The organism is Bacteroidota bacterium (assembly GCA_016721765.1).
Taxonomy (GTDB): Bacteria; Bacteroidota; Bacteroidia; order UBA4408; family UBA4408; genus UBA4408.
In genome coordinates this window covers 1,117,624-1,130,041 of the sequence record JADKHO010000001.1, presented here as the reverse complement: position 1 = coordinate 1,130,041, position 12,418 = coordinate 1,117,624, and the positions used below count along the sequence as shown (strand labels likewise).

Genomic DNA, 12,418 nt, shown 5'->3' with positions numbered 1-12,418 from the left:
GGGTTTTTAAAAAAACTTTACGACTTATTCTTTCCCTAGTTGTTAGGTAAGATTGTGCTGATAAGACACTTGTTTGTAATAACTTTGGATAAAATTAACGCAAACAAGATGAAAAACAACGACCGAAAATATTTAGATGAATTAGTGTTGACTCAAAACACGCAATTGGGCAAGTTGAATAAAATTGTGGCCGATTCAATACAGGAAGAGGAGTTGCTAGTACAAGATTTATCCACTCCTATTGAAGAAGAAATAAAGTTTGGTGAGCGGTTATCCGATCAAGTAGCTGCATTTGGCGGATCCTGGAAATTTATCATTATTTTTTCAGTGATACTCATTCTTTGGATCATACTAAATACAGTTATTTTAATGCATCGCGCCTTTGACCCCTATCCTTTTATTTTGATGAACCTTATTCTTTCGTCTATTGCTGCCCTGCAAGCTCCTATAATTATGATGAGTCAAAACCGTAAAGAGGAAAAAGACCGCAAACGCTCGGAGAATGATTATTTGATAAATTTAAAAGCTGAGATTGAAATACGCACCTTGCATCAAAAAATGAATTTATTGATGGAGGAAGAATTAGAAAATCTGTTTAAAATTCAAAAGCTTCAAACGGAGATTTTACAAAGGATTGAGGCAAAATTGCAGAGTTAATTTCCTTATTATTCGGATCGCAATTGAAAATTATTTTTTACGGTTTACTGTGTAAAGTACCAGCTGCTCCAACGATTCTCGCGAGGGCGAGGTAGGAAAGGTTTTAAGCAATGTCAATGCTTCCTCTTTTAGCTGGTGCATTTTGCTCTCGGCATATTCGATTCCTCCGCTTTTGATTACAAATTCAATTACCTCTGCAACCTTCTCGGGATTGTTGTTGTTGTTTTTAACGATATTAATGATGCGACGTTTTTCGAAAAAGGAGCTTTTCTGCAAAGCAAAAATCAAAGGTAGTGTCATTTTTTTTTCCTTGATGTCGATGCCGGTTGGCTTGCCAATATCAGCGCTACCATAGTCGAATAAATCATCCTTTATTTGAAAAGCCATACCAACCAATTCGCCAAATTTTCGCATCTTATCAACTTCTGCTGCAGCAGCTCCAACTGAATTGCTTCCACTCGCACAACATGAGGCAATTAGTGAGGCTGTTTTTTGGCGAATGATGTCAAAGTAAATTGTTTCTTCAATGTCGAGTTTGCGTGCCTTCTCAATTTGCAGCAATTCTCCTTCACTCATTTCACGCACGGCATTTGAAACAATTTTTAGCGTTTCAAAATCATTGTTATCCAACGAAAGCAACAAACCCTTAGACAATAAATAATCGCCCACCAACACCGCAATTTTATTTTTCCACAAGGCATTAATAGAAAAAAAACCTCTTCGCTCGTTGCTATCGTCCACCACATCATCGTGTACTAAGGTTGCGGTGTGTAGCAGTTCAATTAAAGAAGCGGCACGATACGTTGATTCATTTATTTCGCCACAAACACGTGCTGAGAGAAATACGAATAAGGGGCGAAGTTGTTTGCCCTTTCGTTTAACAATATAATGTGTGATTTTATCTAACAATGGAACAGAGCTTGCCATAAACGTTTTGAACTTTTGTTCAAAAACCTTCATTTCAGTTTCAACCGGTTGTTTAATCTGCTCGATGCTATACATAGATGAATTGGCGGGCTCCAAAAGTAGGTAAAATAATCTTTTACAGGACTTGAATTTAAACGTGGTCAAAATTTTTCTACCCATTGAACTTTGTGCATTAGCAGGGTCCATTGACAAATAAAGTTATTTGTTCTTTGAATCGGGATTATTGAATTATTAGATAGCTTTGCACATCTCCAAATTATGTATGCTAAAGTTTAGTGCCGATTGTATTTATACCGTTTCCGGTCCTTCCATAAATAATGGTATTGTAGTTACGGATGATGCCGGAACAATCATGGATGTCCTTTCGCCGGATCACCTCGAATACAAAGGCGCTCAAGATGGGGCAAAATATTTTAACGGAGCAATTTGTCCGGGTTTTGTAAATACGCATTGCCATTTGGAGCTTTCCTTTTTAAAGGGTCACATTCCTGCAAAAACTGGACTTAATGGTTTCATTCAAGCCCTTCAAAAATCAAGAACAACGTTCAACTCCGAACATATTGTAACTGCGATTCAAGTAGCAGAACAGGAAATGTTACAAAATGGAATTGTTGCAATTGGCGATATTTGTAATGGTTCAAACACCTTGCTGCAAAAGCAAAAAAGTAAGCTTTACTCTCATTCATTTATTGAATTATTTGGTTTTGATAGTTCGCGCGCATTGTCTTTTTTCTCAACAGGTTTAGAGCTACTGCAGCAGTTTGAAAATGCCGGGCTTAGCGCATCACTCACACCGCATGCACCTTATTCCACTTCATTTGAATTAATGGATTTAATTGCTGCAGCGAGTCGTAAAAAGGGAAGCATATTAAGCATTCACAACCAAGAAAGCGAAGAGGAAAATAAGCTCTTTCAAAATAAAAGTGGTAAAATGGCAGCTATGCTGGAGCAGTTTGGTTTGGATATTAGTACCTTAAAGGAGTACGGAAAAAACTCGCTACCTGTATATCTATCACATCTAAAAACAGAAGCAGCTATTTTACTTGTGCACAATACGTTCAGCGCGCAATCGGATATTGAATTTGCAGGTAGCAAAAATTTATATTGGTGCCTTTGTCCAAATGCAAATTTGTATATCGAGAATCGACTTCCTAATATTCCATTACTCATTCAATCAAAGGCTCAACTCACCTTAGGAACCGACAGCTTAGCCAGTAACACACAACTTTCTATTTGGGAGGAAATAAAGACAATTCAAAAGCACTATCCCGAAATTAGTATGGAGTTGTTGTTGGAGTGGGGAACATTGAATGGCGCGAATTATTTGGGTATTCAGGAGCAATATGGATCCCTTGAAAAAGGAAAAAAGCCCGGATTGGTGTTATTGGAAAATCTCCATTCAGAACACGCCAATTCAACGCGCATTATCTAACGCAGCATTTTTTGCATAAAGGTTACATCGTGTAATTTATCAAATTTTCTTCCTGCTTGTTTCATTATGCCCATTAGTTCAAAACCATTGAGTTTATGCAAATAAATACTATGAGCGTTGCCTTCGGTAATTCTTGCTATCAGGGAGTTTAACTCAGTTGCTTCTTGAGCATACGTCACACATTTCTCAAGCAATTGCTTCCCTATTCCTTGGGCCCGAAAATCTTTATGCACATACAGTGAAACTTCTGCCGTAATGTTATACGCTAGGCGTTCCGACCACTTATTTAAAGCGATATAACCGACAACACAATTAGACAAAACAGCTACAAAAACAGGAAAATTTTCATCGCGATCCAAAAACCAACTTCTTCTGTTTTCACTTGATTTTACTTCCGTGTCAAAAGTGGAAGTGCTAGTTAAAACGGCATCGTTATAAATTTCGCGAATGCGCTCCAGATCGTCTTCATTTGCCTTTCTAATATTTAGCATTGGCCTATTCTCTAATTTCCTGACAGAGTTCTACTAAAACACCATTAGCGCTCTTGGGATGCACAAAGCAAATTAGTTTATTGTCGGCACCCTTCTTAGGTGTTTCGTTCAACAGTGTAAAACCCAGTAGTTTCAAGCGCTCCATTTCCTTGTAAATATCCTCCACCTCAAACGCAATGTGGTGTATTCCTTCGCCCCTTTTTTCAATAAATTTAGCGATGGGGCTATCAGGGGAGGATGCTTGTAAAAGTTCTATTTTATTTTCTCCTACCTTAAAAAAAGAGGTTTCTACACCTTCGCTAGCAACCGCCTCCGATTTGTAGGAGCCGGCTCCTAATAGCTGTTCAAATAAGAGATTAGCTGTTTCGGTATTTTTCACAGCAATGCCGATGTGTTCGATTCGTATCATAGATTTAAAAAAAATAGCTCTTAGAATCTAAGAGCTATTATATAACTTAACAAAATGTGCTGTTTATTTTTTTACAAAACTATCGGTTTTGTTATCGTAATTAAGGTAATAGGTGCCCTTTTTAATAGCAGAGATGTCAATTTTAGAATCAACTCCCTTTTTCACGATGTTACCAAAGGAGTCAAACAATTCGAAAGCAGTGGAGGAAGAAAATTGGATTTGTTTATCCACTTTAGTTTTATCAAAGGTTACTTCCGGCAATACTGCACGGTATTTTAGCGGTTCTGAAACATTTGCTTTATCGCTAAAATCAGTTTGTTTTACACGGAATTTATTCTCACCAGAGTGAGGAGTTACTTTAATAGAGTATTCGTTTTCTTGCACAGTTCCTTTGCCCATCACATCACCACATTTCACCCATTTGTTCCACTTAAACTGCTCAACAGTATAAAGCATTTTACTGGTTTCATTAGTGGTAGCCCAGCTAAAGTTTCCTTCCTTGTCAACTTTCATTGAGCCGGGAACAACAGAAAAAGTACTTCTTGGTTTTAGCACTTCGGGATTAAGCACTTTTGGTTTGCAATCGTCTTTGTGTTTAATCTTAACAACCACTTTATCACCAAACTTAATTTGGTAAGCGGTAAAATCTACCTCAAAGGCGCTTGTGTTAATTTCGTCTGTTGTTGTTTGGTCATTCACAGTAACTTCAAAGGTACAAAAACCAACTCCAGAACCAGCATTGGGATTTTGGATATAAATATTTTTTCCTTGATAGTTGCCTTCTAGCACTATAACACCAGCTTTTGTAAAACTTAGAGTAGTTAGAACTAATAGCGTGGACAAGACAATTTTTTTCATAATCATGTAGAATTATTTTCTTTAATCGGTTGTTTTAGGAATGTTTCGTGATTTCACATTCAAAAGCCAAATATAAAACTTTTATTTTGGAATAAACAAATATTAAACCGCAATCCAAATAATAGCGTAAAAGTACTGATTTTCATAACTTTATTTGTCCTCCCCTTCAAAAATAAAACTGGTCGATGCCTTGAATCAGGATAAAAAAGACTACTTTTGCAGCCTCAAAAATAAAAAACGAGTACAAAAAAGTATGAAAAACCTTAGAAACATTGCCATTATCGCTCACGTTGACCACGGAAAAACAACACTGGTGGACAAAATTCTTCATCAGTCAAAGCTTTTTCGCGACAACCAAGAGTCTGGAGATTTAATTCTTGACAACAATGACTTGGAACGAGAGCGCGGCATTACTATTCTTTCGAAAAATGTTTCGGTAAACTATAACGGTGTTAAGATTAACATTATTGATACCCCCGGACACAGTGATTTTGGAGGAGAAGTAGAGCGCGTGTTAAACATGGCTGATGGAGTTATATTATTAGTAGATGCATTTGAAGGCCCGATGCCGCAAACTCGTTTTGTGTTGCAAAAAGCCTTGCAAATTGGATTAAAAGCAATTGTGGTAATTAACAAAGTGGATAAGCCAAATTGTCGTCCGGATGAGGTACATGATAATGTATTTGATTTGTTTTTTAATTTGGATGCAACAGAGGAACAATTAAACTTTCCAACCATATTTGGTTCTTCTAAACAAGGTTGGATGAGTACAGATTACAATAAACCTACTACTGATATAACCGCATTACTAGATTGCATTATTGAAAATATTCCTGAAGCTCCTGTTTTAGAAGGGACACCACAAATGCAAATTACCTCTCTTGATTTTTCATCTTTTGTGGGTCGTATTGCAGTAGGTCGTATTAAGCGAGGAGCTTTGCGTGAGAATATGCCGGTTTCATTAGTTAAAAGAGATGGTAGTGTGGTTAAATCACGCATAAAGGAATTATTTTCTTTTGAAGGATTAGGAAAAGCAAAAGTTACAGAGGTAGGTTGTGGAGATATTTGTGCACTTACCGGCATTGAAGGATTTGAAATTGGTGATACTATCGCAGATTTTGAAAGTCCGGAAGGATTGCCTCCTATCAGTATTGATGAGCCAACCATGAGTATGCTTTTTACCATAAACAACTCGCCGTTTTTTGGCAAGGAGGGAAAATTTGTAACTTCTCGTCACTTAAGGGATCGCTTGTTTAAAGAGATTGAAAAAAACTTAGCCTTGAGAGTGGAAGAAACCGACTCGGCAGATTCTTATTTGGTTTTTGGAAGAGGTATTTTGCACTTGTCAATTTTAATTGAAACCATGCGCAGAGAGGGATATGAATTGCAAGTTGGGCAACCGCAAGTATTGATAAAAGAAATAGACGGGGTTAAGTGTGAACCAATTGAGGTATTAACCGTTGACGTTCCCGAACCCGTTTCAGGAAAAGTAATTGAACTAGTAAGCCAACGGAAAGGCGATATGTTGATAATGGAACCCAAGGGCGATATGATTCACATGGAGTTTGCCATTCCTTCTCGCGGAATTATGGGATTACGTAATAAAGTGCTTACTGCAACTGCCGGAGAAGCGATAATGGCGCACCGCTTTAAAGCCTACGAACCTTGGAAAGGGGATATTAATGGTCGAATTTCCGGTTCATTGATATCGATGGAACAAGGCACTGCAATTGCTTATTCCATTGACAAATTGCAGGACAGAGGTTTCTTTTTTATCGATCCAACTGAGGAAATATATGCAGGTCAAGTGATTGGTGAACACACACGTCCGGATGATTTGGCGGTGAATATCACCAAAACCAAAAAGTTAACTAACATGCGCGCCAGTGGAACTGATGAGAAAATGAAAATAGCTCCTGCAGTGAAATTTTCTTTGGAAGAAGCCATGGAATATATTCAAGAAGACGAATATGTTGAATTAACTCCATCTTCCATTCGCATGCGAAAAATTATTTTAGATGAGAATGAACGCAAACGTAAATCAAAATAATGAGTTTAAAAGTAGGTGACAAAGCACCGTCCTTTTCTTTGTTTAGCAGTGAGAAAAAAGTAGTGAAACTGGAAGATTTTGAAGGCAAAAATATTGTTCTTTTGTTTTTCCCATTAGCGTTTACAAGTACCTGCACGGCGGAGCTTTGTTCGGTTAGAGATGAAATCTCGGACTATAACTCAATCGGTTCGGAGGTAATCGCAATTTCGGTGGATAGTTTATATACCCTTGCAAAATATAAGGAGGAACAAAAGCTAAACTTTATGTTGATTTCTGATTTCAACAAAGAAGTTTCGAGCGCTTACGGCTCTATCTATGAATTATTTAGCTCAGGAATGAAGGGTGTTTCAAAACGCTCGGCATTTGTTATCGACAAAATAGGCATTATTCGCTATGCTGAAGTGTTGGAGAATGCGAGCGAAATACCAAACTTATCCGCTGTAAAAACTGTTTTAACTCAATTGAGCTAAGTACCTTTTATTATTCATTGAGTTTTGATTTTATTTCTCGAAGTCTTTTTGCTTCCATTTTAAGCTGATTGTGCTCGCCCAATTCCTGAAGCGCACGAATTTTAAGTACTTGAACATCCTGCATAATTTGCAGATTTCTGGCAATTTCTTCAGACAATGATGCAATGCATGCGGTAAAATCTGATTTGTAAAAATGAAGCTTTGCTTGATTTAATTGATACAGTTCTTCCCTTATTTTTTTATCTGTAATTTGGCGTGTGTCTTCAATGAAATCTTTTACCCAATTTACCTCGCCGAGTTTCAATGCAATATCTATAATACTTTTTTGGGTTTCAAAGCTGAGCACTTGGTTGTTTAGCAAAGTTTCACTGGCTAATCCATGAAGGTATATTTCAAACAACTCTCGTTCAAATTCTTGCTTTTGTTGTACAAGCTTTTCTTTGCAATAATTGATGGCCAATGCAAATAATTCCTTCAAATCGTCTACTTCCATCTGGTGTGAATGCTTTGTCATGCATTCTTTAAACATTCTGTAATACTTCGTTTCATTGGGGTTTTGCATGGTTTTAAAGACCCAATAGTAGGTAGCAATTTCAGCATTGCTTAGTAGCTGATGTTGTTGGATTAGGTTTTCAATTTCAGGCAAAAGGTGCAAGGCTGTTGCATTCGTTTCTGTAGCGCTCGCAAATAGTTTTGCCGCATTTTTAAGTTTGGTCAATACAAAGAAAATTGTTACCTCTTCGTCTGCTTCAAACAAATTTGCTATTTCTTCCTTCCCAGGCTGTGCTTTGGTATCCAAAGCAAGCTCGTTTATTTTAAACTTGTATAAATGGCTTTGAATGCAACTTTTCTCTTTAGACCCTTTCTGCCTTTTATAGCCCAATAAATCATTTAAAAAATGCTTATCCAGTGCTCTCCTTTTATAAGCTTTGAGTAAATACAGCGGGTATAAGAGTTCGTTTGTGCTTTGCTCTATATGAACAAGGCAATCTTCGCAAACGCGCAATAAATAGGAAATCACGTGTCTCAGGCGCAAATCATCGTATTGAGATTTGGGAAATATGCGCGAAAAAACAGTTTTTTTGTCCAGGTTTGCTTCAGTATACCTTTCAAGCGTGTGTAAATATTCAAAAAGTGCTATGACATCCTTGTGCTGATTATAAACCGGTGAATAAATGAACTTTGAAAGTATTTTCATTTCTCGCTTATTCAGTGTTGAAATGATGTCAATTAATTTGGAATTTAGCATGTCGAAATGGATTGAAATGAACACAAAAATACTTCAATTATTTTCCGACAAAGCATGAGGGTGTTTATTAATATCACCTTTTATCAACAAATGGTTAAAAACATTTCGAAACTAAACCAATCCGACAATAATTGCAGATTTCATTTGTTTTTAAGTCGTTCTAGCACTTCGTTTCTTTTGCGTCGTGAGATTTCAAATTCTTTATTTTTTCCAACCACCAGGATATACGGTTCGGCCTTGCTATAAGAGGCAATTTTATTAATATTCACAATTACACTTTTGTTTACACGAATAAACTGAGTGATACCTTCCAGCATTTCCTCAAACTCTTTCAAATTTTTGGAAGAAATAAATTTTTCGCCCATTCCGGTTTCAATATTGGTATAATTGCCATCTGCTTCAAAAAAAATAATATCTCCAATACTTACGAAACGCACGTTGTTTGATGAATGTAATGGAATTTTTTTCTCTTGAGTCTCTTGCCTCAAATTTGCAAGAAGGTTAACCACTAATGGTGAGGAAAAGTGCTTTTCATTTATGCGGTTAACAGTTTTTTTTACGGCTGCTTTAAGATCGGCCACCTCTACCGGTTTGAGTAAATAATCGAGGGCATTGAATTTTATGGCTTCAATTGCAAATTGATCGAAGCTGGTAACAAAAACAATCTCGAAATCAATTTTTTCAAATTTCCGCAGAAGGGAGAATCCGTTTCCCGAAGGCATTTGAATATCCAGAAAGACAAGTTGGGGTTGGGTACTCAAAATAAGTTCATAGGCTATGTCACTGTTACTTGCCTCGCCACAAACCGTTATTTCAGGGCAAAATCGCATCAGTAATTGCTTAAGTACGTTTCGGCTTGATGCTTCATCGTCGATAATAAGTGCTTTAATATCTTTCATCGTTTGTGTTGGGAAGATTTATAACTATTCGTGTTCCTAGGGCTTGGTTTTTATCATCTGATAAATCGACAACTTCCATGTTTGCCTTTTGATTTCCATTAGATTCAATTAAGCCGAGTCTTTCGGCCACCAATTGCATTCCGAGTGATTTATGACTTCTTTCTGTTTTTGATTTTTCAGAGGCGACTCTTCCAACCCCATTATCTTCGATTGTAATTTGAAGATAATGCTCGTTTTGAGTAATTTTTAATTCTATTTTTCCTTTTCTTTTTTCTTGTAAAGGCATGATACCGTGCCATATTGCATTTTCAATAAATGGTTGCACAAGCATTACAGGAATAGATATTTCAGAAATATCATCAATGCTCTTATCCAGTGAAACAATGAAATCAAAACTATTTTTAAATCGAATTTGTTCCATTTGCACATACAATTGGAGGGTTTCGATTTCAGTTTCTAATTTAATTGTGTTTAACTTTGAATTGTTCAATACGAGTCGCACCAGTTTTGCGAATTTTGCCAAGTAATCATAGGCGTTTTGTGTATCGTTATTTAAAATAAAACTCTGTATAGAGTTTATGGCATTAAAAATAAAATGCGGATTCATTTGTGCCTGTAAGGCAGTCATACGTGATTCTGTAATGGCTGCATTCATTTCAGTTTTAATCCGTTCTTGTTTTCGCACTTTATTTATTCTCCAAATTACAATCAGATAAATTAGAAGTGCTGCCAATACGATTTCAAAAAAAATAAAACCCCCAGTTTTCCAAAATGGTGGGTTAATGGTAAAAGAAAAAACTGCCGCGGCCTTTGATTGCATACCATTATTGTTCACGCCTTTTACAATCAAAGAATATTCGCCCGGTTCCAAGTTTTGAAACTCAAGATTTTCCTTTTCAGATTTGCGAATACTGTCGGAGTATCCTTTTAGAACGTAGGTATAGCTTGGGCTAAACAAATTTTTAAAGGTGGGGCATTCGATAAAAAATGTAAGATTATTTTGATTGTAGGTCAAGACACAATGGTCTTGAATGATTTCGGATTTCTTACTCTCAATTGCCTTGCTAATAAATATGTTGGGGGGTATTAAATTAAGAAGATTTTGATTTAGATTTATCATGCATAATCCTTCTCTTGTGCCAACAAATAATTGATTTCCCCTTCTTGCCAGTGAGGAAATTTCGTTCGTTGGAAGCCCATTTGATATCGTTATGGTTTGAATTTTATTGGGAGTAGAGCTGTTAAAGAATGAAATTCCTTTATTCGTTGCAACCCAAACTGTATCTGCATCATCACAAAAAATAAAATTGCATATATCCGAGCTTAATCCATTTTCCTTTGTTACTGAAATCCATTTGTTACCTGCATTTATAAATAAACCTTTGTTTTTGGTGCCGACATATAATCGGTTAGCTTTATCACCTGCAATGCAATTCACTCTTTCGTTGCTCAGAATAACATTGTCTACAGGAACAAACTCTGTGTCGAGCAATTGATACAAGCCAATTAGGGTTCCTAAATACATTTCACCCGATCGGCTGCGAAAGAGTGAAGTGCCTCTAGAGGGCAACTTGATGGCTAATTCAACACGGTTGTTTTTGAATTCGTAATAACCGCCTTGTGCTACAAATACTAAATTGCCCTCCTCGTTTTTGCTGAAACATGTTCCAAAATAAGTGATGTTGTTTTTGTTTTGAGGATACACAAAATTGTTTTTTATGGTATCAAACAAGGCTAATTTATTTCCACCACAAACAAGTTTATTACCAAAGGGGAAAAAATTAATAACGGATGAAAGGTTTGTCTCTTTTGAAGCGGGCATCTTTAATAACTCTATATCATTAGATATTGCATAAATACTATTGCCAGTAGTACCTACATAAATTTTTGAGCCAAACAAACCCAATCCTGCAATGTTAGAGCTTAACTCTTCGTTTTGAGGGAAACAGAAATAATTGGCAGAAGGGGCATAAAATATGCCTTTTTCGAAGGTGCTTAACCACACGCCATTCTCCCTATCGAAATGGGTACTACTTATGGAGTAGTTTTCAAAATACACTTTTGGTATAGTGTTCAAATCGCCCTTTTTAAAGAAATACACCCCTCCTTTCGCAAGGCCCACCCAAAGATTTCCAGCAGGGTCTTCATTAATAGAAATAATTGTTTTAGGAAATTGAAGCTGTTTTTGCTTGTTACCTGCAAGTTGTTTAAAAAGGTAATTTCGATAGGTGTAAACAACTTTTTTATCCTTGCTGAATAGAGAACAAAATTTGGGATTAAAGGCTAGATTGGTCTTAAAAAGCACAGCCGTCAGATTGTTGTCATTTTTATTGATTTGAAAATAAATTTGCCCCCTGTCACTTAGTCCGGAAATTAATTGCACGGAATTGCGTGTGGTGGATTCAATTGTTTTGTCGTTGTCTAATACTTTTATTACACATTGAGAAGAATCGTAATGCGAATTGTACTTTTTAATCTCCGAATAATTCTTGGCAGCCGGCACGAAGTACAAGTTTACAGAGGTTCCAATCCAAAGTGACTGACTGCCATCTAGTTGAATAGAGGTAATAAGACTATTGGTTTCCTTTAGTATCTTTTTTAGTTCTTGTGAAGCAGCAATCGTGACAAATTTTTCATTTTCAAAATAGCACAAGGTGCCATTGTAGCAATTCATCCAAATTCTTCCTTTGGCATCTTCCACTAAATCAAAAACGGTATTGTCGGGAAGCCCATCTGCAGTGGTATAACATTTTATAGAATGCCCATTAAAACTGCAAACTCCGGCATCTGTGCTAAACCAAATAATACCCTTCTTGTCCTGTATAATTCTATATACTTCGCTGCTAGGCAAGCCTTGATTTATTCCTATGTTTCTAAAAACAGGTTCTTGTGCAGAAGTTGAATTGCCACACAACAAACCCAGTAACAAAATTAAAAAGCAGAGCAGTTTATTCATTCGCGGCAAAATTAAGTTTT

11 protein-coding genes are annotated in these 12,418 nt (G+C 36.6%); 4 read left to right on the top strand and 7 right to left on the bottom strand.

Annotated features, from left to right (window positions below):
- Nucleotides 1-108 precede the first annotated feature (108 nt).
- Nucleotides 109-657: a DUF1003 domain-containing protein gene (locus tag IPP32_03975; GenBank protein MBL0047238.1), complete on the top strand. Its 549-nt coding sequence runs from the start codon at nucleotides 109-111 to the stop codon at nucleotides 655-657.
- A gap of 30 nt (nucleotides 658-687) precedes the next feature.
- On the opposite strand, the gene IPP32_03970 is transcribed toward IPP32_03975, so the two are convergent.
- Nucleotides 688-1,659: a polyprenyl synthetase family protein gene (locus IPP32_03970; GenBank protein ID MBL0047237.1), complete on the bottom strand. Its 972-nt coding sequence runs from the start codon at nucleotides 1,657-1,659 to the stop codon at nucleotides 688-690.
- 187 nt (nucleotides 1,660-1,846) lie between these two features.
- Here IPP32_03970 and IPP32_03965 point away from each other — a divergent pair, with 187 nt between their 5' ends.
- Nucleotides 1,847-3,016, top strand: coding sequence for an amidohydrolase family protein (locus IPP32_03965; protein ID MBL0047236.1), 1,170 nt, complete (start codon nucleotides 1,847-1,849; stop codon nucleotides 3,014-3,016).
- Here the strand turns inward: IPP32_03965 and IPP32_03960 are convergent.
- The 3 genes from IPP32_03960 to IPP32_03950 all read right to left on the bottom strand — a co-directional run bounded on the left by IPP32_03960 (nucleotide 3,013) and on the right by IPP32_03950 (nucleotide 4,774).
- Complete coding sequence (locus IPP32_03960; protein ID MBL0047235.1) at nucleotides 3,013-3,507, bottom strand: N-acetyltransferase; 495 nt, start codon at nucleotides 3,505-3,507, stop codon at nucleotides 3,013-3,015. The genes IPP32_03965 and IPP32_03960 overlap by 4 nt on opposite strands.
- Nucleotides 3,508-3,511: 4 nt before the next feature.
- Nucleotides 3,512-3,916, bottom strand: a complete 405-nt coding sequence (mce, locus tag IPP32_03955) for a methylmalonyl-CoA epimerase (GenBank protein MBL0047234.1) — start codon at nucleotides 3,914-3,916, stop codon at nucleotides 3,512-3,514.
- A gap of 63 nt (nucleotides 3,917-3,979) precedes the next feature.
- A complete protein-coding gene (locus tag IPP32_03950) occupies nucleotides 3,980-4,774 on the bottom strand; it encodes a hypothetical protein (protein ID MBL0047233.1) in 795 nt (264 codons plus the stop codon).
- A gap of 253 nt (nucleotides 4,775-5,027) precedes the next feature.
- On the opposite strand from IPP32_03950, the gene typA reads away from it, so the two are divergent.
- Both typA and IPP32_03940 read left to right on the top strand, forming a co-directional pair.
- On the top strand, nucleotides 5,028-6,824 hold the full coding sequence (gene typA, locus IPP32_03945; protein ID MBL0047232.1) for a translational GTPase TypA: 1,797 nt from the start codon (nucleotides 5,028-5,030) through the stop codon (nucleotides 6,822-6,824).
- Complete coding sequence (locus IPP32_03940) at nucleotides 6,824-7,294, top strand: redoxin domain-containing protein (protein MBL0047231.1); 471 nt, start codon at nucleotides 6,824-6,826, stop codon at nucleotides 7,292-7,294. The genes typA and IPP32_03940 overlap by 1 nt, the downstream gene beginning before the upstream one ends.
- A gap of 10 nt (nucleotides 7,295-7,304) precedes the next feature.
- Here the strand turns inward: IPP32_03940 and IPP32_03935 are convergent, their stop codons facing one another.
- From IPP32_03935 to IPP32_03925, 3 genes are all read right to left on the bottom strand, one after another.
- Nucleotides 7,305-8,492, bottom strand: coding sequence for a hypothetical protein (locus tag IPP32_03935; protein ID MBL0047230.1), 1,188 nt, complete (start codon nucleotides 8,490-8,492; stop codon nucleotides 7,305-7,307).
- 191 nt (nucleotides 8,493-8,683) lie between these two features.
- Complete coding sequence (locus tag IPP32_03930) at nucleotides 8,684-9,442, bottom strand: response regulator transcription factor (protein MBL0047229.1); 759 nt, start codon at nucleotides 9,440-9,442, stop codon at nucleotides 8,684-8,686.
- Entirely contained in the window at nucleotides 9,429-12,398 is a 2,970-nt protein-coding gene (locus IPP32_03925; protein MBL0047228.1) for a histidine kinase, read from the bottom strand. The genes IPP32_03930 and IPP32_03925 overlap by 14 nt, the downstream gene beginning before the upstream one ends.
- Between the last annotated feature and the right edge of the window lie 20 nt (nucleotides 12,399-12,418).

What these genes read in the sequence shown, in the direction of transcription:
- IPP32_03975 (MBL0047238.1), top strand. Translation starts at nt 109, where the DNA reads ATGAAAAACAACGACCGAAAATATTTAGATGAATTAGTGTTGACTCAA.
- IPP32_03970 (MBL0047237.1), bottom strand. Translation starts at nt 1,659, where the DNA reads ATGTATAGCATCGAGCAGATTAAACAACCGGTTGAAACTGAAATGAAG.
- IPP32_03965 (MBL0047236.1), top strand. Translation starts at nt 1,847, where the DNA reads ATGCTAAAGTTTAGTGCCGATTGTATTTATACCGTTTCCGGTCCTTCC.
- IPP32_03960 (MBL0047235.1), bottom strand. Translation starts at nt 3,507, where the DNA reads ATGCTAAATATTAGAAAGGCAAATGAAGACGATCTGGAGCGCATTCGC.
- mce (MBL0047234.1), bottom strand. Translation starts at nt 3,916, where the DNA reads ATGATACGAATCGAACACATCGGCATTGCTGTGAAAAATACCGAAACA.
- IPP32_03950 (MBL0047233.1), bottom strand. Translation starts at nt 4,774, where the DNA reads ATGAAAAAAATTGTCTTGTCCACGCTATTAGTTCTAACTACTCTAAGT.
- typA (MBL0047232.1), top strand. Translation starts at nt 5,028, where the DNA reads ATGAAAAACCTTAGAAACATTGCCATTATCGCTCACGTTGACCACGGA.
- IPP32_03940 (MBL0047231.1), top strand. Translation starts at nt 6,824, where the DNA reads ATGAGTTTAAAAGTAGGTGACAAAGCACCGTCCTTTTCTTTGTTTAGC.
- IPP32_03935 (MBL0047230.1), bottom strand. Translation starts at nt 8,492, where the DNA reads ATGAAAATACTTTCAAAGTTCATTTATTCACCGGTTTATAATCAGCAC.
- IPP32_03930 (MBL0047229.1), bottom strand. Translation starts at nt 9,442, where the DNA reads ATGAAAGATATTAAAGCACTTATTATCGACGATGAAGCATCAAGCCGA.
- IPP32_03925 (MBL0047228.1), bottom strand. Translation starts at nt 12,398, where the DNA reads ATGAATAAACTGCTCTGCTTTTTAATTTTGTTACTGGGTTTGTTGTGT.